Raw genomic sequence first — 20521 nt, forward strand, 5'->3', positions numbered from 1 at the left:
AACCCCTGTGGGAGCGGGCTTGCTCGCGAAGGCGTAGTGTCATGTACTGCCCTCTTCGCGAGCAAGCCCGCTCCCACAAGGGTTTTGTGGTGGCCGGCAGGCCGTGTTCAAATCGTTGCATCGATGTTTTCTCTGGAGACTCCCCATGCTGATCCCCTGCCCCCATTGCAACGGGCTCAATCGCATCCCCGCCGAACGCCTGGGCGACCAGCCCAAGTGCGGGCGCTGCAAGGCGCAAGTCCTGTTGAGCAAACCGTTCGAACTCAAGCAAGGCGACTACGCCAGCCAGATCAAGGGTGACCTGCCGTTGCTGGTCGATGTGTGGGCCGATTGGTGCGGGCCGTGCAAGTCCTTTGCGCCGGTATTCGAACAGGCCGCCGCGCAACTGCTGGGTAAATGCCGGCTGGCCAAGCTCGACAGCGAAGCCAATCAGGCGTTATCGGCACAACTGGGGATCCGCTCGATTCCCAGCCTGATCCTGTTCAAGGAAGGCCGGGAAGTGGCGCGCCAGAGTGGGGCGCTGCCGTTGCCGCAGTTGATGGGGTGGTTGCGTAGCCAGGGGGTTTGAGATCACACAGACCACTGTGGGAGCGGGCTTGCTCGCGAATGCGCAGTGCCAGCAACACATTTGCCACCTGACACTCCGCATTCGCGAGCAAGCCCGCTCCTACAAAAGATCCAGATCGCCCTCAGGATCAAGCGCCTTCCAGTAACCCATGCAACTCGACGAACTGCTGGGTCAGCTTGTGCCGTGGGTCCAGGTGAATCAGCGGCAGGCTGGCCTGGTGGGATTCGCGCATGCGCACCGAGCTGCTCAGGTACACCGGCAACACCGGCAGGCCTTCGGCGATCAGTTCGTCCAGGATCTGCTGGGGCAGGCTGGCGCGGGCCTGGAACTGGTTGACCACGATGCCCTCGACTTCGAGGCCTTCATTATGGTCGTCCTTGAGCTCTTCGATTTCCGCCATCAGGCCGTAGAGGGCCTGGCGGGAGAAACTGTCACAGTCGAAGGGAATCAATACTCGATCAGCGGCGATCAGTGCCGAAACCGCGTAGAAGTTCAGGGCTGGCGGCGTATCCAGGTAAATCCGATCGTAATCCTCTTCCAACTCTTCCAGCAGTTTGCGCAGCTTGTTGATCTTATGCTTCGCCTCAAGCTTGGGCTGCAGGTCCGTCAGCTCCGCCGTGGCAGTGATGACGTGCAGGTTGTCGAACGGCGTCTCGTAGATATCCACCTTGTTCTTCTTCGAGAAGGGCCCGGACGACAGGGTCTGCTTGAAGAAGTCGGCGATCCCCATGGGAATCTCATCGCCGGTCAGGCCAGTCAGGTATTGGGTGGAGTTGGCCTGGGCGTCCAGGTCCACCAACAGCGTGCGATACCCTTCGCTGGCGCTGACTGCTGCCAGGTTGCAGGCGATGCTGGACTTGCCCACGCCACCTTTCTGATTGAACACCACACGCCGCATGGCAAAGCCTCCGTGTCTCAAAGATTCCCGAGTGTAGTAGGCCGCGACACCGCTTAGCTACCTTCTGCGTAGAAGGACTACAGCATCGGTGGCTTTTTCCACGCTTGCGGCGTCAGTTCCCCGTGGATATGCCGGAAGCAACCGACAGACAGGCGCGTCACAATCGCGACAATGGTCCCGGCCTGAGACCCAGTGCACTGATTCGTACATTTTTACTGGGCAAAATGTAACCAGCATTTGCTACAAGCCAACAGCACCGGGATAATGCGCGCCACTTGGGTCGCAAGACCATGCAGGGTTGGACGCGGGTCAAACCACTGACCGTGACAATAAAAGCCCGCAGGGGTGGGGTTAATTTGTGATCAATTTCAACATCGCCCAATGGCGCGCATGGGCCCCTGGGCTCGAAAGCGTGGCCGATTGGCAGGCATGGAGCCGACAGCCGGTCGTGTTGCCCGCCAGCGATGCCGCCCCTGACGTCTCGTTTCTGCCAGCCATGCAGCGCCGCCGCCTCAGCCGCCTGGCGCGGATGGCCTTCAGTGTGGGCTGGCCGCTGGCCGAGGGCCGGCCGGACCTACCGTTGGTCTTTATTTCCCGCCACGGCGAAACCCCACGCACATTCGAGATTCTGAAAGACCTGGCCGCTGACCAGCCGTTGTCGCCGACCCAGTTCAGCCTGTCGGTACACAACGCGGTGATTGGCCTGTGGTCGATCATGCGCGGCGAGACCAGCGAGATGACAGCCCTGGCCGCCACCGGCGACGGGCTGGAACACGGCGTGCTGGAGGCCGCCGCACTGCTGAATGAAGGATCGCCCGCCGTATTGCTGGTGATGACCGAGGAACAACCGCCGCAGGTGTACGCGCCGTGGGTCAATGATGTGCCGTTTCCCTATGCCATGGCCCTGCTGCTGACCCCAGGCGATGACTGGCAATTGGACTTGGCCGCCGGTCAATTGCCCGGCAGTGACTGGCCCCATGCCCTGGATCTGCTGCGTACCCTGCTGACCAACCAAACCTCTTGCCAACATGCCTGGAAGAATCGCGTATGGACCTGGCAACGCAACCGGTAATCGGTAGACATCGCGACGCCTTTTACTGGCGCCTGTTCGCGACCGCCGCCAGCTTCGCCCTGTTCGGGCTGGGCGGGCTGTGCCTGCGCCTGTTGGTGTTTCCGGTCCTGGCCTGGCTGCCTGGCGACGCCCAGGCCCACCGGCAACGGGCCCGCCGCACGGTCGGCCGGCTGTTCTGGTGTTTCATCCGTTTCATGGCCCGTACCGGGGTGCTCACTTATCAGATCGACGGCGCCGAACGGCTTGGCCGCCCCGGACAGATGATCATCGCCAATCACCCGTCGCTGATCGACGTGGTGTTCCTGATCGGCCTGGTGCCCAACACCAATTGCGTGGTCAAACAAAGCCTGTGGGACAACCCGTTCACCCGCGGCCCGCTGCGCGCGACCCAATACATCAGCAACGACGGCAGCATGGACATGCTCGATGCCGCCAGCGGTGCCCTGCAGGACGGCCAGACCCTGATCGTTTTCCCCGAGGGCACCCGCACCCAGCCAGGCCAGGCGCCGGCCTTTCATCGGGGCGCCGCAGCCATTGCCCTGCGCGGTGCGAAGATCCTCACGCCGGTCACCATCAAGGTCTGCCCGACCACCCTGACCAAGGCCGAGCCCTGGTATCGCATTCCCGCGCGCCGCGTGCACTTCAGTTTTCGCGTCGGGGCCGATATAGACCCACAGGCGTTCGCCGCGCTGGGCCCGCCGCCCCAGGCTTCGCGCAGGCTCAACGATTTTCTGCATCACCATTTCATCAAGGAGCTCGCCGAAGATGAGCGATCTGCACCGTGACATCAAACAGCTGATCATCGACGCCCTCGGCCTGGAAGACATCGGCATCGACGACATCGGCGACCACCAGACCCTGTTCGGCGAAGGCCTGGGCCTGGACTCGGTGGATGCCCTGGAGCTTGGCCTGGCGATCCAGAAACAGTACGGCATCAAGATCGACGCCGACGCCAAGGACACCCGTAACCATTTCAGCAATGTGGCAAGCCTTGCGGCCTTCGTCACTGCAAAACGCCCCTGAGACCGGACCATGCAAACTCGTGACGACATTTTCAACACCCTGCGCGATGCTCTGGTCGAGCTCTTCGAGCTGGACCCCGAGCGTGTGACGCTGGAATCGAACCTGTACCAGGACCTGGAAATCGACAGCATCGACGCGGTTGACCTGATTGACCACATCAAGCGCCAGACCGGCAAGAAAATCGCTGCCGAAGAATTCAAGTCGGTGCGCACCGTCAATGATGTGGTCGAGGCGGTTTATCGACTGGTCCAACCGGCCGCATGACCCGGCTGATTGGCCTTGGCCTGCTGCTGGCGGGCCTGTTGTACCCCTTTGCGGTGTATTTCGGCATGGAGCACTTCGCGCCGTGGCAGTTCGGGCTGCTGCTGGGCAGCCTGTGGCTGGCCCGGGCCCTTCTGGTAGAAAGCCGGCCCGGCAGCCGCTGGATGGCGGCCACGGCGATCGTGTTCTGCGTGTTACTGGCGCTGTTCGACAGCCCGCTCCTGCTGCGCTGGTACCCGGTGCTGATCAGCGCCTTCATGCTCGGGCTGTTCGTCCTGAGCCTGAAATACGGGCCGCCGATGATCGAACGCCTGGCCCGCCTGCGCGAACCGCAGTTGCCGGAGAAGGCGGTGGTCTATACGCGCCAGGTCACGGTGGCCTGGAGTGTATTTTTCCTGTGTAACGGTCTGCTCGCCGCCGCCCTGACCCTTTGGGCGCCGCTGAGTTGGTGGATGTTGTACACCGGCCTGATTTCCTACGGATTGATGGGGCTGCTGTTTGCCATTGAATGGCTCATACGACAACGGGTAAGAGGCCGCCCATGAATTGGATAACACTTGAGCAGATGTTGCTCGAGGCTTTGCCGGAACGTGCTGTTACAGCCGATCCGGCGCTCAATCACGCGCAGCTGCGGGGCGCGGCGTTGCGCCTGGCGTCCGGCCTGCAAGCCCGGGGCGTGCGGCATGTCGCCGTGCACCTGGAAGACGCCGCCGACCTCGCGGTGGCCCTGCTCGGCGCCTGGCGTGCCGGGGTGCGAGTCCTGCTGCCGGCCGACCTGCAAGCGCAGACCCGGCAACGCTGGGCCGCCGAGGTCGACCTGTGGCTGACCGGACAGCCCGGCGACACCCACCCCGACGACATGCAACAGGCCCCGCTGCCCCCCGCGGAACTGGACCTCGATGACTGCTGGCTGAGCCTGTGCACCTCCGGCTCCAGCGGCGAACCCAAGCGCATCGAAAAAAACCTGCGGCAGTTGAGCAATGAAGTCCAGGCCCTGGAGCAGCTGTGGGGCGCCGGGTTGGGTTCGGCCTGCATGATCGGCAGCGTTGCCGCCCAGCACATCTATGGCTTGCTGTTCCGGGTGTTGTGGCCGCTGTGCGCCGGGCGTACGTTCGTGCGTCGGCAACTGGCCTTCCCGGAAGACCTGCAACGTGCCAGCCGCGAACACCCGGCGTTTGCCTGGGTCGCCAGCCCGGCGCTGCTCAAGCGCATGGGCGATAACCTCGACTGGCCGACCCTGAGCCGGGTGCGCCGGGTGTTCTCTTCCGGTGGCGCGTTGCCGGCCGAGGCCGCCCAAAGCTTGCAGCAGCGCCTCGGGCAATGGCCGACGGAAATATTCGGCAGCTCGGAAACCGGCGGTATCGCCTGGCGTCAGGGCGGCGGGCTGTGGCAGCCGTTTGCCGATGTCGAGCTGAGCCAGGACAGCGACGGCGCCTTGCTGATCGCCTCGCCCTATCTGCCGACCGGCCATGTGGAACACACCGCCGACGCAGCGCGGATCGCCGAAGACGGACGCTTTGAACTGCTCGGGCGGCTGGACCGTATCGTCAAGCTCGAAGAAAAACGTATTTCCCTGCCGATGCTCGAACAGGCGCTGACGGCCCACGAGTGGGTCAGCGAAGCACGGCTCGGGGTTGTGCAAGAGAATCGTGCCTCCCTTGGCGCACTGCTGGTGCTCAGCGAAACCGGCCTGCGGACCTTGCGCAACCAGGGCCGGCGCGCCGTGACCGAGGGCCTGCGCCGCCACCTGAGCGGGCACTGCGAAACCCTCGCCCTGCCACGGCGCTGGCGCTGGTTGCGACAGCTACCGCTCAACGCCCAAGGCAAACTGCCCCAGGCCGAGGTCGAAGCGCTGCTGATGGCACCGCGTCCCAAGGCGCCCGAAATCCTGGAACAAGTCGAAACCGACGGCGAGTGGCACCTGCACTTGGTAGTTCCGCCGGATCTCGCGTACTTCAGCGGCCACTTTCCTACCGCGCCCGTGCTGCCGGGGGTGGTCCAGGTCGATTGGGCCATGAGCCTGGGCCGACAACTGTTGAAGGTGCCGTCCCGGTTCCTCGGCATGGAAGTGCTGAAGTTCCAGCAACTGGTGCGCCCCGGCGATGAAATCCAGCTGAGCCTGCGTTTCGACCGTGAGCGCGGCAAGCTGTACTTCGCCTACCGCAACGACACGGCGGCCTGTTCCAGCGGGCGGATTGTGTTGGGGGTGGGTGATGAGTAATCCCAACGTTTGCACGCTCCCCCTGTGGCGAGGGAGCTTGCTCCCGCTCGAGTGCGCAGCGCTCGCCCTTGGAAAGCGGGGGGCTGCTTCGCAGCCCAGCGGGAGCAAGCTCCCTCGCCACAGCAAGCTCCCTCGCCACAATGAATCGGTGGAAGGCAAAGAGCATGCATAACCCCTGCGCCGTGATCCCGGTCTACAACCACGAAACCGCCATCTCGGCCGTGGTCCAGGCGTTGCTCGCCTGTGGCCTGCCCTGTGTGCTGGTGGACGATGCCAGCAGCCCGGCCTGCGCGGCGGTGCTGGAGCGACTGGCCGAAGGCGAGCGGGTGCACCTGGTCCGGCTGGCCGTCAACCAGGGCAAGGGCGGCGCGGTGATGACCGGTTTGCGCGAAGCGGCGCGCCTGGGTTTCAGCCACGCCTTGCAGGTGGATGCCGACGGCCAGCACGACCTGGGTGACGTGACTACATTCATCGAGCAGTCCCGCGCCTATCCCGACGCGCTGATCTGCGGCTATCCACAATACGACGCCAGCGTGCCGAAAGGTCGCCTGTACGCACGCTACCTGACCCACGTCATGGTCTGGATCAACAGCTTGTCCCTGCAAATCCGCGACTCCATGTGCGGTTTTCGGGTCTACCCGCTGCCACCGACCCTGGCGCTGATCGACTCGGCCAATATCGGCAAGCGCATGGATTTCGACTCCGACATCCTGGTGCGCCTGGCCTGGCGCAACCAACCGATGCGCTGGCTGCACACCCGGGTCCACTACCCTGCCGACGGGGTTTCACACTTCCGGCTGTTCCACGACAACGTGCTGATTTCCGGCATGCACACCCGATTGTTCTTCGGCATGCTGGTGCGCTTGCCGCTGATTCTCTGGCGACGGTGGCGGCCATGAGCGTCGACAAGCAACACTGGGCCGACCGTCAGGAGCGCGGCAGTTTCTGGCTGATGAAGCTCACCGCGTTCGCCGCCAAGGTGCTGGGCCGCCGCCTGCTGACGCCGGTGCTGTACGGCATCGTCCTGTACTTCTTCATTTTCGGACGTAGCGCGCGTCGGGCCGCCTGGCAATACCAGGAGCGCCTGGCCGACTGGAGCGCCCGTGCCGACCTGCGCCCGACCCGTTGGCGGGTGTTCGGCCAGTTCATGGCATTTGCCGACTCCCTGCTCGACAAGCTCGACGTGTGGAACGGCAAGCTGAGTATCGAGCAGATCGAAATCGTCGACACCGCGTTGCTGCGCAATCACCTGCGCGACGCCCGCGGGCAGATGCTGGTGGGCGCACACCTGGGCAACCTGGAGATGTGCCGGGCCCTGGCCGAGCTGGGCGAGAAAGTCACCATGAACGTGCTCGTGCACACCAAGCACGCCGAGCAATTCAATCGCCTGTTGGGGGAAGCCGGGGCCACGCACCTGCGGCTGATCCAGGTCAGCGAACTGGACCCGGCGGTCATGCTGCAACTGAGCGAGCGCCTGGAGCGCGGCGAGTGGCTGGCGATTGCCGGCGACCGTGTTCCGCTGCACGGCGGGCGCAGCGTGACCGTGGATTTCATGGGCCATCCGGCTGCATTTCCCCAAGGCCCCTGGCTGCTGGCCGGCCTGCTGAAATGCCCGGTGAACCTGCTGATGTGCCTCAAGCACGAGGGGCGCTATCGCGTCACCCTCGAACCCTTCGCCGAGGCCGTGGTGTGGAAGCGCAACGACCGCGAGCAAACAATCGCCCACTGGGCCGGCCGCTACGCTGAACGCCTGGCGCAGTTCTGCCTCCAGGGCCCGCAACAGTGGTTCAACTTTTATCCTTTCTGGAAGACCGATGACGATGCCCACTCTTGAGCCGGTAACCTTCGGCGAACGCCCTTTGCGCATCGAAGATGTGCTGGCCCTGGCGAACCGCCAGGCGCCGACCCGCTTGCAGGATGACCCGGCGTTCCGCCAGCGCATCGCCAAGGGTGCGCAGTTCCTCGATTCCTTGCTGGACAAGGAAGGCGTGATCTACGGCGTGACCACCGGCTACGGCGACTCCTGCGTAGTGGCGGTGCCGCTGCACCACGTCGAGGCCCTGCCGCGTCACTTGTACACCTTCCACGGCTGCGGCCTCGGCAAGTTGCTCGACGCCCAGGCCACTCGTGCGGTGCTGGCGGCGCGTTTGCAGTCGCTGTGCCACGGCGTGTCGGGTGTGCGAGTGGAACTGCTGGAGCGCCTCCAGGCCTTCCTCGAACACGACATCCTGCCGCTGATCCCCGAAGAAGGCTCGGTGGGCGCCAGCGGCGACCTTACGCCGTTGTCCTACGTGGCCGCGACCCTGTCCGGCGAGCGCGAAGTCATGTTCCGTGGCGAGCGGCGCTCGGCGGCCGACGTGCACCGCGAACTGGGCTGGACGCCATTGGTGCTGCGGCCCAAGGAAGCCCTGGCATTGATGAACGGCACTGCCGTGATGACCGGCCTGGCTTGCCTGGCCTACGCCCGGGCTGATTACCTGCTGCACCTGGCGACCCGCATCACCGCGCTGAACGTGGTCGCCCTGCAAGGCAACCCGGAGCACTTCGACGAGCGCCTGTTCGCTGCCAAGCCACACCCGGGGCAGATGCAAGTCGCCGCGTGGCTGCGCAAGGACCTGGCGATCGATGCGCCGACCGCGCCACTGCATCGCCTGCAAGACCGCTACTCCCTGCGCTGCGCGCCGCATGTGCTCGGGGTACTGGCGGACAGCCTGGCTTGGCTGCGTTCGTTCATCGAGACCGAACTCAACAGCGCCAACGACAATCCGATCATCGACGCCGAGGCCGAGCGGGTCCTGCACGGCGGGCACTTCTACGGCGGGCACATCGCTTTCGCCATGGACAGCCTGAAGAACCTGGTGGCCAACGTTGCCGACCTGCTGGATCGGCAACTCGCGCTGCTGGTGGACGAACGCTACAACCACGGCCTGCCGAGCAACCTGTCCGGCGCCAGTGCCGAGCGGGCGATGCTCAACCATGGCTTCAAGGCCGTGCAGATCGGCACCAGCGCCTGGACCGCCGAAGCCTTGAAAAACACTATGCCGGCCAGCGTGTTCTCACGCTCCACCGAGTGCCACAACCAGGACAAGGTGAGCATGGGCACCATCGCCGCCCGGGACGCTATCCGTGTGCTGGAACTGACCGAACAAGTCGCCGCCGCGACGCTGCTGGCGGCCAACCAGGGCGTGTGGCTGCGCAGCCGCGCCGAAGACGCACGCGCGCTGCCGCCGGCCTTGGCCGCCATGCACGCGCAACTGGCCGAGGATTTCGCCCCGGTCATCGAAGACCGTGCCCTGGAAGGCGAACTGCGCCTGTGCCTGCAACGCATCGCCGAGCAACACTGGAGGCTGCATGCGTAGCCAGGGAGTGCTGCATGTCGACACGCAGGTGGTGGTGCCATTCTTCGATGTGGATTCGATGAACGTGGTCTGGCACGGCCACTACGTCAAATACCTGGAAGTGGCCCGCTGCGCGCTGCTCGACCTGGTCGGCCACAACTACAACGACATGCTCGAATCCGGCCATGCGTGGCCGGTGATCGACCTGCAACTGCGCTACGTGCGCAGTGCCGTGTTCGGCCAGGTCCTGACCGTGCGCGCCAGCCTCGTGGAGTGGGAAAACCGGCTGAAGATCAATTACCTGATCAGCGATGCAGCCACTGGCGAACGCCTGACCCGTGCCAGTTCGGTGCAGGTGGCGGTGGACATCGCCAGCCGCGAAATGCTGCTGGCCTCGCCCCGGGTTTTTGTTCAAGCCGTTGAAAGGAAATTGCCATGAAGCGCCTGTCACTCTGGCTCCTGCTCTGCTGCCTGGCGCCCCTGGCCCAAGCCTTCGATTTGCAGCAGTTGAGCGATCAACTGGCGCGTCCGGAGGTGATCCACGGCCAGTTCATCCAGGAAAAACACCTGCGCGCCCTGCCCCAACCGCTGATCAGCAAGGGCCGCTTCGTGCTGGCCAAGCAACACGGCCTGCTCTGGCTGCTGCAAACCCCGTTGCAACAGGACTATCGCATCAGCGCCCAGGGCATCGCCCGGAGGGACGGCGACCACTGGCAGATGCTGCCGAACAAAAGCGCCGGTGCCGAACAGAACCGGCTGTTCCTGGCGGTATTGCAGGGTGACAGCAGCGGCCTGCAACGGGATTTCGAGCTGAGCCTTTCAGGCGAGCCAACCCAGTGGAAACTCACCCTGACCCCGCGTTCGGTGCTGCTCAAACAGGTTTTCAACCAGATCAACATCGACGGCGGCGAGCTGGTGCAACGCATCGAGCTGCTGGAAACCCAGGGCGACAGCACCGTGCTGCGCATGCAGGAAGCCACCAGCGCGCAGCCCTTGAGTGAAGCGGAGCAACATGATTTTGCCGAGTGAACGCAGGTTGCCACGGCTGTTCCTGATCCTGCTGCTGGCGGTGCTGGCGCTCGCCGGTTGGCAATGGCGTCACGGTGCGCCGCTGTCGGCCAATCTCATGGAACTGGTGCCGGGCACCTCTCCGGACGCCCTGGAGCTGATCGCCGAACAACGCATGCAGGAGCCGCTCAATCGTGAGGTGCTGGTGTTGGTCGGGCACACCGACCGCCAGCAAGCCATCGCCCTGGCGCAGAACCTCGCCGGGCGATGGCAGGCCAGCGGCCTGTTCGACAAGGTCCAGTGGACCCTGCAGGCCGATTTGCCGGCGCTGCGCACGCAACTGCTCAACGGGCGGCTGGCGATGCTCTCGGCGGCGGACCGCCAGCAACTGATCGAACAACCCCAGGCGTTCATCCAGCAACGGGTCCAGGCGCTGTTCGATCCGTTCAGCGGTTTCAGCCTGGTGCCCAGCCAGGACGATTGGCTGGGCCTGACCGGACGCATCCAGAACAGCCAGCCACAACGCGGCGCGATACAACTCGACGTCGGCAGCGGTGCGCTGGTCGCCGAGGCCGACGGCAAGCATTGGGTGATGCTGCGGGCTCGCGCCCAGGGCAACGCGTTCGACATGAACCTGCCGCTGCAAGTGGCCGAGTTGCTGCAACGCAGTCGTGAGCAGGCGAGCCAGGCCCAAGGGCAACTGCTGGCCGCCAGCGGCCTGTTGTACGCCGCCAGCGGCCAGCAACAGGCCTCGCGGGAAATCACCTGGGTCGGCGGCGGTGCGACGGTCGGCATCCTGTTGCTGTTACTGCTGGCGTTCCGGCGCCTGCGTGTGTGGCTGGCCTTCGTCCCGGTGTTGGTGGGCATGTTGTTCGGTGCGGTGGCGTGCGTGGCGCTGTTCGGCCGCATGCACGTCATGACCCTGGTGCTGGGTTCCAGCCTGATCGGCGTGGCGGTGGATTACCCGCTGCACTATCTGTCCAAGAGCTGGAGCCTGAAACCCTGGCGCAGCTGGCCGGCCCTGCGCCTGACCCTGCCGGGCCTGAGCCTGAGCCTGGCGACCACCTGCATCGGTTACCTGGCCCTGGCCTGGACGCCGTTCCCGGCGCTGACCCAGATCGCGATATTTTCCGCCGCCGGGCTCGTCGGCGCCTATTTGACGGCAGTCTGCCTGCTGCCGGCGCTGCTCAAGGGTGCGGATCTGCGCCCGGCCCAATGGCCGCTGCGCCTGTGCGAAGGCCTGCTCAAGCTGCGCGAAGCGCTGTTGGCGCGAGTGCCCACGCCGGTCCTGCTGGGTCTGTTGCTGGCGTTCTGCGCGGGCGGTCTGTGGCACCTGACCAGCAAAAACGACATCCGCCAGTGGATCGGCACGCCCCAACACCTGACCGACGAAGCCCGCGACATCGCACGCATCACCGGTTTCCAGCCCACCAGCCAGTTCTTCCTGATCCGCGCCGACGACCAGGCCCAACTGCTGGAACGCCAGACCGCGCTCAACGAGCGCCTGGACCAGTTGGTCGGCCTGGATAAACTCCAGGGCTACCTGTCGCTGAACCAACTGGTCAGCCCGCCGGCCGAACAGCAAAAAGTCCGTGAAGCCCTGGCCCGCCTGCCGGCATTCTGGCAGCCGCTGCTGGAGCTGGGCGTGCCGGTCGCCGCGCTGCAAGCGGAGCTGGCGCAACTGCAGGCCTTGCCGATCGAAGACATCGATGCGGCGCTGACCGGCCCGCTCGCTGAGCCATATCGCACACTCTGGCTCGGCCCAACCGGACAAGGCGTGGCCGCCACCATCAGCCTGCAAGGCTTGAACGACGCCGCGTTGCTGCGGGTGCAAGCAGTGGATCTGCCGGGCGTGCAACTGGTGGATCGCCTGGGGGACCTGAACCGAGTGTTCGCCGCCACGCAGGTCAGTGCCGCCGAACTGAAGCTGGCCTCCTGCGTGCTGATCGTGCTGGTGCTGATCTGGCCGTTCGGTCTTGGCGCAGCCTTGCGCATCGTCGCCTTGCCGCTACTGGCCGCGCTGTGCAGCCTGGCGAGCCTCGGCTGGCTGGGGCAGCCGCTGACCCTGTTCAGCCTGTTCGGCCTGTTGCTGGTGACGGCCATCGGCGTCGATTACGCGATCCTCATGCGCGAACAGATCGGCGGCGCCGCCGTAAGCCTGCTGGGCACCTTCCTGGCCGCGGTCACCACCTGGCTCTCGTTCGGTCTGCTGGCCCTGTCCAGCACCCCGGCGGTGAGCAACTTCGGCCTGGCGCTGAGCCTGGGGCTGGCCTTCAGCTTCATGCTGGCGCCGTGGGCCGGGCGTCATGCCCACGGGGCAAGCGACCCGGAGCCTGCGCCATGCTGATCCTGATGTTCTGGTTGATGGCCCTGCTCTTGTTCGCCGTCGCGACGCGGCTGGGCCGGCGCTTCGGGTTGATCCCGATAGTCAGCCAGTTGCTGCTGGCGACCTTCGGCCTGCCGCTGCTGATGTACTTCTGGATCGAGCCGGGCTGGCAGCTCAGCGGCGCGCAACTGGTGTCGCCGGTATGGCTGAAGAATCTCTACAGCCTGGCGTTCGCGTTGTTGCTGGGACACATTCTCAGCGACGTGATCGACCTGCGCCTGGACCGCCAGAGCGTGAAGATCGCCTTGCCCAGCTTCGTCGTTCCGTTCGCCTGTGGCCTGGGGACCGCCTTCTGGTTATTGCCGCCGCAACCGTGGATCAGCTCCCTGGCGGTAGGCCTGCTGTTCGCAATCACCGCGATCCCGGTGCTGTACCTGTATCTGCGCCACATCGACTACCCGCCCGCCGCCACCCGGCGCCTGGTGCAAACGGCGATCCTGATCGACCTGGCCTGCTGGAGCCTGTTCGGCCTGGCCCAGGGCAGCCTGCACCTGAGCAGCCTGCTGTTGCCATTGGCCGGCGCCTGCATGCCGCTGCTGTTGCGGCTGCTCGGCCTGCGCCAGCCGTTGCTGCACAGTGGGATTTTCTTTGCCCTGCTGGTGGTGGCCGAGCACTACCGGCTCAATGCGCTGATCGTTGGCATCGGCTACCTGCTGTGCATGGCCGCGCTCAAGGTGCCGCTGGTCCTGCCCATCAACTCGGCCTGGATGCAAGGGCTACAGACGTACCTGGCGATCCCGCTGATCCTCACGTTCGGCATCGTCCAGATCAACGTCCACAGCGCCATGCACAGCCTCGGCTGGGTGCAATGGCTGGCGTTGCTGGGCCTGCCGATTGCCAGCAAACTGTTGGGCAACTGGCTGGGGCTGGGCTGGGCCGGGGCTTCGTTCGCCGGCGCCAGTCGCTGGCGTGAAAGTGTCTTGCTGAACATCCGCGGCTTGAGCGAAATCGTGTTCCTCAACCTGCTCTTGCAACAACAACTCATCAGCCCGGCGTTGTACTTCACCCTGATGCTGATGGGGCTGATCGCCACATTGCTGCCGGCCCTGGCCGGTTTTCACCGTATGACCTCGATTGCCGTCCCGGCCAGGAGCTCCAATGCCAGAAGTTGAAATGGAAAGTCGCCAGGTCGTCGTGATCGGTGCCGGCCCTTCCGGCGCCATCGCAGCCGCGCTGCTCAAGCGCAAGGGCCACGATGTGCTGGTCATCGAGCGCCAGCATTTCCCGCGGTTCTCCATCGGCGAGAGCCTGTTGTCCCATTGCCTGGATTTCGTCGAAGAAGCCGGGATGCTCGAAGCGGTGAATGCCGCCGGGTTCCAGCGCAAGAACGGCGCAGCCTTCGCCTGGCGCGAACGCTACAGCGCCTTCGATTTCGGCGACACCTTCAGCAACGGCAAGCCGACCACCTTCCAGGTGCAACGCGCCGACTTCGACAAACTGCTGGCCGACCAGGCGGCGCTGCAAGGCGTGGAAATCCGTTACGGCCAGGCCATTGCCAGCGCCGACTTCAGCCTCGCCAGACCGCAACTGGGCGTGCAACGTGAAGACGGCAGCCAGTACCGGGTCGAAGCGGACTTCGTGCTCGACGCCAGCGGTTACGGACGGGTCCTGCCGCGCCTGTTGGACCTGGAGGCGCCGTCGAATTTCCCGGTGCGCCAGGCGGTGTTTACCCACATCGAGGATCGCATCGACGCGGCGACCTTCGACCGCGAGAAAATCCTCATCACCACCCACCCGAGCAAGCGCGACGTGTGGTTCTGGACCATCCCGTTCAGCGGCGGGCGCTGCTCGGTGGGCGTGGTCGCGGCAGCCGAACATTTCGCCGGCCGCACCGACGACCTCGATGCCTGCCTGCGCGGCTTCATCGACGAAACCCCAAGCCTGGCCGGTGTGTTGCAGAACGCCGTGTGGGACACTCCGGCGCGGACCATCGGCGGTTATTCGGCCAATGTCAAAACCCTGCACGGCCCGGGCTTCGCCCTGCTGGGCAACGCCGCGGAATTCCTCGACCCGGTGTTTTCGTCCGGCGTGACCATCGCCATGCGTTCGGCAAGCATGGCCGCCGGTGTGCTGCATCGTCAGTTGCAAGGTGAAACCGTGGATTGGCAGAGCGAGTTCGCCGAGCCACTCAAGCGCGGCGTCGATACCTTCCGTTGCTACGTCGAAGGCTGGTACGCCGGCACTTTCCAGGATGTGATTTTCTACACCGAAGGCTCGGCTGACATCCGCCGTATGATCAGCTCGATCCTGGCGGGTTACGCCTGGGACGAGCGCAACCCGTTCGTCAGCGAACCCAAGCGCCGCCTGCGCATGCTTTCGGAAATCTGCGCGAGTGACGCCTCATGAGCTACCTGAGCGACAACTACGTCGAAGAGACGCGCTTCGGTTTCTGGTTCCTGCGCAGCCACACCTGGCAGCACCATGTGTTGCGGGTAGCGATCAACGACCTGCGTGGGTTGTTCAATCAACCGCTGCCGGTCAGTCCGGTGTTGCTGGATGCCGGTTGCGGTCAGGGCAAGTCGTTCCAATACCTGCGCCAGACATTCGCACCACAGCGTTTGATTGGCGTCGACGCCGATCCCCATAGCCTGGACTTGAGCGCCGAGGAAGCGGCGCGCCAGGGCATGGCCGTGGAACTGATCGGCAGCGACTGCGCGCAATTGCCGGTGCCCGATGCCAGCGTCGACCTGCTTTTCTGCCATCAGACCTTCCATCACCTGGTGGAGCAGGAAAAGGCCCTCGCCGAGTTTTATCGCGTGCTCAAGCCCGGCGGCTACCTGATGTTTGCCGAGTCCACCGAGGCCTATATCGACACCTGGGTGATCCGCTGGCTGTTCCGCCACCCGATGCACGTGCAGAAAAGCGCCGCGCAGTACCTGGGGATGATTCGTGAGCAAGGTTTCCAATTCGAGGACCGCAACGTGTCCTACCCGTACCTGTGGTGGAGCCGCGCCAAGGACTTCGGCCTGTTGGAACGCTTTGGCCTGCGCCAGCCCAAGCCGTTTGGCGAGCGCGAGGAAACCCTGGTCAACGTGGTGGCCCGCAAACCGCTCGAAGGGACTGCCGGATGATGCGCGCCCTGCTTATCGGCTGCCTGTTGCTGCTCAGCGCCTGTGCCAGCCATGCACCGCTGCCTGAACGCACGCCGACCCTGGCCTTGCCCCTGCAACTGCACATCCAGCGGCAATTGGCCGGCCAGCGGCAGGACTGGTTGCTGGTGATCCAGCGCGAAGACGCCGGGATCCGCTGGTCAATGATGGACCCGCTGGGCATTCCCGTGGCCCGCCAGCGCCTGGTCGACGGCCACTGGCAGGCCGACGGTCTGCTGCCGCCGAATGCCGAGGCACGCGAGCTGTTCGCCGCGCTGTTGTTCGCCCTGACGCCGGAGGCTGAACTTGCCGGCAACTACCCCACCGCCCGGCAGCAAGCCACGCAACGCAGCCTGGATGCCCGTTGGCGGGTGAGCTACCAGCGGCCGCTGGACTTCCAACTGAGCCTGCCCCAAGGCCCGCTCTACCGCATCACGCCGTTGACCGAGAGCGCGCCATGACTGCCTATCTGAATGCCCTCGGCGTGATCTGCGCCCTGGGCCGCGACAAACACAGCGTGGCGCGCAACCTGTTTGCCGGCGACTGCTCGGGCCTGCGCCTCGAAGCGGGCTGGGTGGCCGACCGGGCCTTGCCGGTGGCCTCGGTGACCGGTGACCTGGCGCCCATTCCCCAAACCCTGGCGATGCAAGGCAGCCGCAACAATCAACTGCTGCTGGAAGCCGGCTTGCAGATCCGCGCCGAGATCGATCAGGCCATCCAGGCCTATGGTCGAACCCGCATCGGCATCGTGCTGGGCACCAGCACCTCGGGCATCAATGAAGCCAGCCATAGCATCGCCCATTACCTGCGCGAGCAGCGCTTCCCCGAAGGTTACGACTACCAGCAACAGGAGCTCAGCGCGCCGGCCAACTTTTTGTCCGACTGGCTCGGCCTGAGCGGGCCGTCCTATGTGATCTCCACCGCCTGCACCTCCAGCGCCCGAGCCTTGATGAGCGCTCGCCGCCTGCTGGACCTGGGCCTGTGCGATGCCGTGCTCTGCGGTGGGGTGGACAGCTTGTGCAAACTGACCCTCAACGGCTTTTCCGCGCTGGAGGCGATGTCGAATGAACGTTGCAACCCGTTTTCGGTGAACCGCAGCGGCATCAACATTGGCGAGGCGGCGGTGCTGTTCCTGATGAGCAAGACACCTGGCATTGGCGCCCCGATCGCCTTGCTGGGGGACGGCGCCAGCTCCGATGCGCACCATATTTCCGCGCCCGAGCCCACTGGCCGCGGCGCCCGCCAGGCGATGGAAAAAGCCCTGCGTTGCGCCGCCCTCGAGCCGGGCCAGATCGACTACCTGAACCTGCACGGCACCGCCACGCAACACAACGACGCCATGGAAAGCCTGGCAGTGGCCGGGTTGTTTCCGGCCGGAGTGCCCTGCTCCTCGACCAAACCCATGACCGGCCACACCCTCGGCGCCGCCGGAGCCCTGGAAGCGGCGTTCTGCTGGCTGACCCTGAGCACCGAGAACACCGCCCAGGCGTTGCCGCCGCACCTCTGGGACGGCCAGGCTGATCCGACGCTGCCGGCGTTGGACTGGGCCAGTGCCAATACCCGTTTGAAACCGACCCGCCCACGTCGCCTGATGAGCAATTCCTTCGCCTTCGGCGGCAACAACGTCAGCCTGATTATCGGAGACGCCCCATGATTGACTGGCCGCTCGCCGAATTGCTGCCCCATGCAGGCGACATGATTCTGATCGACCGGATCCTGTCCTTCGATGACGAGCAGATCCATACCCACACCACCGTCAGGCCCGGCGGTTTGTTCAACCGTGATGACGGCGCGCTGCCGGCCTGGGTCGGCATCGAGCTGATGGCCCAGAGCGTCGCGGCGTTTGCCGGTTGCCATGCACGCCAACGCGGCGACGCCGTGGAGCTGGGCTTCCTGCTCGGCACCCGTAAATTCGAATGCAACGTCGAGTGCTTTCCCGTCGGCACCGAGCTGACCATCCAGGGCCTGCGCTCACTGGAAGACGACAACGGCATGGGTGTGTTCGAATGCCATATCCATGGCCCCGGTATCCAGGCCACGGCGCGGCTGAACGTGTTCCGTCCGCCCCAGGCTGCCCACTATCTTCATGAACCGTCCTCAACAGGAAACACGCCATGACTGAATCCGTACTGGTCACCGGCTCCAGCCGTGGCATCGGCCGCGCCATCGCCCTGCGCCTGGCACAGGCCGGGCATGACATCGTGCTGCATTGCCGCAGTGGCCGTGCCGAGGCTGAAACCGTCCAAGCCGAGATCCGGGCCCTGGGTCGCAACGCCCGCGTGCTGCAATTCGACGTTTGCGACCGCGCTGCCTGCAAGGCGATCCTTGAAGCGGATGTCGAGACCCACGGTGCCTATTACGGCGTGGTGCTCAACGCCGGCCTGACCCGTGACGGTGCTTTCCCGGCCCTGAGCGAAGACGATTGGGACACGGTGATGCGCACCAACCTCGACGGTTTCTACAACGTGCTGCACCCGGTGATGATGCCGATGATCCGTCGGCGCGCCGCCGGACGGATCGTCTGCATCACCTCGGTGTCGGGGCTGATCGGCAATCGCGGCCAGGTCAACTACAGTGCTTCGAAGGCCGGCCTGATTGGCGCGGCCAAGGCGTTGGCAATCGAGCTGGGCAAGCGCAAGATCACCGTCAACTGCGTCGCGCCAGGGCTGATCGACACGGCCATGCTCGATGAAAACGTACCCGTGGAAGAACTGATGAAAATGATCCCCGCCCAACGCATGGGCACCCCGGAAGAAGTGGCTGGCGCGGTGAATTTCCTGATGTCCGCCGAAGCCGGCTACATCACCCGGCAGGTACTGGCCGTCAACGGAGGCCTGTGCTGATGAAGCGCGTCGTCGTCACCGGCATGGCCGGCATCACCTCCATCGGCAGCGACTGGGAGACCATCGCTGGCAACTTCGCCGCTAACCGCAGCGGTATCCGGCGCATGGATGAGTGGGACCGTTTCTCTGAGCTGAATACCCGCCTGGCCGGTCCTGTGGATGATTTCCAAGTCCCGGCCCATTGGACGCGCAAGCAACTGCGCAGCATGGGCCGGGTTTCGCGGATGGCGGTGGGCGCGGCGGAACAGGCCCTGGCCGACGCCGGCCTGCTGGGCGACGAGTCGATCAAGGACGGGCGCATGGGCGTGTCCTGCGGCTCATCCACTGGCAGCACCGACGAGATCAAGGCGTTCGGCAACATGCTGCTCAACAGCGTGGCCGAAGGGCTCAACGCCAACTCCTACGTGCGGATGATGCCCCACACCACGGCGGCCAATATCAGTATTTTCTTCGGGCTCACCGGAAGGATGATCCCGACGTCCAGCGCCTGCACCAGCGGCAGCCACGGCATCGGCTATGCCTACGAAGCGATCAAGTTCGGCCGCCTGCCGCTGATGCTGGCCGGGGGCGCGGAGGAACTGTGCCCGACCGAAGCGATGGTCTTCGATGCGCTCTACGCCACCAGCCTGAAAAACGATGCGCCGCAAACCAGCCCGCGTCCCTACGACAAAAGCCGCGATGGCCTGGTGATCGGTGAAGGCGCCGGCATACTGGTCCTTGAAGAGCTGGAACATGCCCTGGCCCGCGGCGCACGGATTCATGCGGAAATCGTCGGCTTTGGCAGCAATGCCGACGGCCAGCACGCCACCCGCCCGGAGCAGACCACCATGCGCCGGGCGATGGAACTGGCCCTGGAAGACGCCGGTCTGGCGCCATCCGCCATCGGCTACGTCAACGGCCACGGCACCGCCACCGAACAGGGCGACATTGCCGAGACCCTGGCCACCAGCAGCCTGTTTGGCGAACAGATGCCCATCAGCTCGCAGAAAAGCTTCCTCGGCCATACCCTGGGGGCCTGCGGGGCACTGGAGTCTTGGTTCAGCATCGAAATGATGAACCGCGACCGCTACGTGCACACCTTCAATCTCGATGAAGTCGACCCCGAGTGCGGCAAGCTCGACTACCTGCGCCACGAGTTCCGCTCGATGAGCAACGAATACGTGATGAACAACAACTTCGCCTTTGGTGGGGTCAACACGTCGTTGATCTTCCGTCGCTGGCGCTGAACCCAATCCAACCCCGCTACCCCGTCAAGGAGACCCCAGATGTCGTTGAAGAAAATCGCCGTGACCGCCGCCCTGTTGCTCGGCACCCTGCCGAGCCTCAGCCAGGCCCGTGATACCGCGCTGTTCCTGCCTTTCGACAAAGTGGTCGCCGAAGCCATCCGCACCGGCAAGATCGACGGCAGCGTGAAGTTCTACCTGGCCGGCAACAAACCGGCCGGTAACGTCACCGTAATCAGCCCGGGCGCGGTGACCAACAAGAAGACCAACGCCTTCAACAAGTCCGACGAAGTGGCGTGTGAATGGGTGCTGCAATCGGCCCTGATCAGCCTGCACCAGGCCGCCAAGAATGCCGGCGCCAATGCGGTCACCAACATCGTCAGTTTCTACAAGAGCAATGAGCGCAAGGATCCCACCACCTACGAATGCCACGCCGGGGCGATCATGGCCGGGGTTGCGTTGAAAGGGGATCTGGCGAAGGTGCAGTAAGTCTTTCGTAAACGCCGATAATTGTGGGAGCGGGCTTGCTCGCGAAAGCGGTGTACCAGTCAATTCGATGCTGGCTGATATGACGTCTTCGCGAGCAAGCCC

At 64.7% G+C, this 20521-nt stretch carries 23 protein-coding genes; 22 read left to right on the top strand and 1 reads right to left on the bottom strand.

Annotated features, from left to right (window positions below; translation table 11 throughout):
• Positions 1-145: 145 nt before the first annotated feature.
• On the top strand, positions 146-568 hold the full coding sequence (gene trxC / locus RGM2987_RS17050; RefSeq protein WP_245143424.1) for a thioredoxin TrxC: 423 nt from the start codon (positions 146-148) through the stop codon (positions 566-568).
• A gap of 127 nt (positions 569-695) precedes the next feature.
• Here trxC and RGM2987_RS17055 read toward each other — a convergent pair whose 3' ends face one another.
• Positions 696-1466 carry a ParA family protein gene (locus RGM2987_RS17055; RefSeq protein ID WP_245143427.1) on the bottom strand — a complete coding sequence of 257 codons (771 nt, stop codon included), beginning with the start codon at positions 1464-1466 and terminating at the stop codon, positions 696-698.
• Between the two features lie 358 nt (positions 1467-1824).
• Between RGM2987_RS17055 and RGM2987_RS17060 the strand changes: the two genes are divergently transcribed.
• The 21 genes from RGM2987_RS17060 (at position 1825) to RGM2987_RS17160 (ending at position 20419) form a co-directional block, all read left to right on the top strand.
• Entirely contained in the window at positions 1825-2538 is a 714-nt protein-coding gene (locus RGM2987_RS17060; protein ID WP_245143429.1) for a beta-ketoacyl synthase chain length factor, read from the top strand.
• On the top strand, positions 2514-3323 hold the full coding sequence (locus tag RGM2987_RS17065) for a lysophospholipid acyltransferase family protein (RefSeq protein WP_245143431.1): 810 nt from the start codon (positions 2514-2516) through the stop codon (positions 3321-3323). Before RGM2987_RS17060 ends, RGM2987_RS17065 begins: the two co-directional genes overlap by 25 nt.
• Positions 3304-3561 (top strand): phosphopantetheine-binding protein, encoded by a 258-nt coding sequence (locus RGM2987_RS17070; protein WP_042727925.1) that lies wholly within the window; start codon positions 3304-3306, stop codon positions 3559-3561. The genes RGM2987_RS17065 and RGM2987_RS17070 overlap by 20 nt, the downstream gene beginning before the upstream one ends.
• 9 nt (positions 3562-3570) lie before the next feature.
• Complete coding sequence (locus RGM2987_RS17075; RefSeq protein WP_030140951.1) at positions 3571-3825, top strand: acyl carrier protein; 255 nt, start codon at positions 3571-3573, stop codon at positions 3823-3825.
• Positions 3822-4367 (top strand): hypothetical protein, encoded by a 546-nt coding sequence (locus RGM2987_RS17080; RefSeq protein WP_245143433.1) that lies wholly within the window; start codon positions 3822-3824, stop codon positions 4365-4367. Before RGM2987_RS17075 ends, RGM2987_RS17080 begins: the two co-directional genes overlap by 4 nt.
• The gene (locus tag RGM2987_RS17085) at positions 4364-6043 is read left to right on the top strand and encodes an acyl-CoA synthetase family protein (protein ID WP_245143435.1); all 1680 of its coding nucleotides are present in this window, start codon (positions 4364-4366) and stop codon (positions 6041-6043) included. The genes RGM2987_RS17080 and RGM2987_RS17085 overlap by 4 nt, the downstream gene beginning before the upstream one ends.
• A 164-nt stretch (positions 6044-6207) precedes the next feature.
• Positions 6208-6942 carry a glycosyltransferase family 2 protein gene (locus tag RGM2987_RS17090; RefSeq protein WP_245143437.1) on the top strand — a complete coding sequence of 245 codons (735 nt, stop codon included), beginning with the start codon at positions 6208-6210 and terminating at the stop codon, positions 6940-6942.
• Positions 6939-7877 (top strand): glycosyl transferase, encoded by a 939-nt coding sequence (locus RGM2987_RS17095; RefSeq protein ID WP_245143439.1) that lies wholly within the window; start codon positions 6939-6941, stop codon positions 7875-7877. The genes RGM2987_RS17090 and RGM2987_RS17095 overlap by 4 nt, the downstream gene beginning before the upstream one ends.
• Positions 7858-9402: an aromatic amino acid ammonia-lyase gene (locus RGM2987_RS17100; protein ID WP_245143441.1), complete on the top strand. Its 1545-nt coding sequence runs from the start codon at positions 7858-7860 to the stop codon at positions 9400-9402. Before RGM2987_RS17095 ends, RGM2987_RS17100 begins: the two co-directional genes overlap by 20 nt.
• Complete coding sequence (locus RGM2987_RS17105) at positions 9395-9820, top strand: acyl-CoA thioesterase (RefSeq protein WP_245143443.1); 426 nt, start codon at positions 9395-9397, stop codon at positions 9818-9820. Before RGM2987_RS17100 ends, RGM2987_RS17105 begins: the two co-directional genes overlap by 8 nt.
• Complete coding sequence (locus tag RGM2987_RS17110; protein ID WP_245143445.1) at positions 9817-10410, top strand: outer membrane lipoprotein carrier protein LolA; 594 nt, start codon at positions 9817-9819, stop codon at positions 10408-10410. Before RGM2987_RS17105 ends, RGM2987_RS17110 begins: the two co-directional genes overlap by 4 nt.
• Complete coding sequence (locus RGM2987_RS17115) at positions 10394-12736, top strand: hypothetical protein (RefSeq protein ID WP_245143447.1); 2343 nt, start codon at positions 10394-10396, stop codon at positions 12734-12736. The genes RGM2987_RS17110 and RGM2987_RS17115 overlap by 17 nt, the downstream gene beginning before the upstream one ends.
• On the top strand, positions 12730-13887 hold the full coding sequence (locus RGM2987_RS17120) for a sodium:proton antiporter (RefSeq protein ID WP_245143450.1): 1158 nt from the start codon (positions 12730-12732) through the stop codon (positions 13885-13887). Before RGM2987_RS17115 ends, RGM2987_RS17120 begins: the two co-directional genes overlap by 7 nt.
• Positions 13874-15121 (top strand): NAD(P)/FAD-dependent oxidoreductase, encoded by a 1248-nt coding sequence (locus RGM2987_RS17125; protein WP_245143453.1) that lies wholly within the window; start codon positions 13874-13876, stop codon positions 15119-15121. The genes RGM2987_RS17120 and RGM2987_RS17125 overlap by 14 nt, the downstream gene beginning before the upstream one ends.
• Positions 15118-15846 (top strand): class I SAM-dependent methyltransferase, encoded by a 729-nt coding sequence (locus RGM2987_RS17130; RefSeq protein WP_245143456.1) that lies wholly within the window; start codon positions 15118-15120, stop codon positions 15844-15846. The genes RGM2987_RS17125 and RGM2987_RS17130 overlap by 4 nt, the downstream gene beginning before the upstream one ends.
• Positions 15843-16325 (top strand): DUF3261 domain-containing protein, encoded by a 483-nt coding sequence (locus RGM2987_RS17135; RefSeq protein ID WP_245143459.1) that lies wholly within the window; start codon positions 15843-15845, stop codon positions 16323-16325. The genes RGM2987_RS17130 and RGM2987_RS17135 overlap by 4 nt, the downstream gene beginning before the upstream one ends.
• Positions 16322-17518 carry a beta-ketoacyl-[acyl-carrier-protein] synthase family protein gene (locus tag RGM2987_RS17140; protein WP_245143461.1) on the top strand — a complete coding sequence of 399 codons (1197 nt, stop codon included), beginning with the start codon at positions 16322-16324 and terminating at the stop codon, positions 17516-17518. The genes RGM2987_RS17135 and RGM2987_RS17140 overlap by 4 nt, the downstream gene beginning before the upstream one ends.
• Positions 17515-17982 (top strand): hotdog family protein, encoded by a 468-nt coding sequence (locus RGM2987_RS17145; RefSeq protein ID WP_245143463.1) that lies wholly within the window; start codon positions 17515-17517, stop codon positions 17980-17982. The genes RGM2987_RS17140 and RGM2987_RS17145 overlap by 4 nt, the downstream gene beginning before the upstream one ends.
• A complete protein-coding gene (gene fabG, locus RGM2987_RS17150; RefSeq protein WP_245143465.1) occupies positions 17979-18707 on the top strand; it encodes a 3-oxoacyl-ACP reductase FabG in 729 nt (242 codons plus the stop codon). The genes RGM2987_RS17145 and fabG overlap by 4 nt, the downstream gene beginning before the upstream one ends.
• A complete protein-coding gene (locus RGM2987_RS17155) occupies positions 18707-19933 on the top strand; it encodes a beta-ketoacyl-ACP synthase (protein WP_245143467.1) in 1227 nt (408 codons plus the stop codon). Before fabG ends, RGM2987_RS17155 begins: the two co-directional genes overlap by 1 nt.
• A gap of 39 nt (positions 19934-19972) precedes the next feature.
• Complete coding sequence (locus RGM2987_RS17160; RefSeq protein WP_245143469.1) at positions 19973-20419, top strand: excinuclease; 447 nt, start codon at positions 19973-19975, stop codon at positions 20417-20419.
• Positions 20420-20521 lie beyond the last annotated feature (102 nt).

It is taken from the genome of Pseudomonas sp. RGM2987 (assembly GCF_022952855.1).
GTDB lineage: Bacteria > Pseudomonadota > Gammaproteobacteria > Pseudomonadales > Pseudomonadaceae > Aquipseudomonas.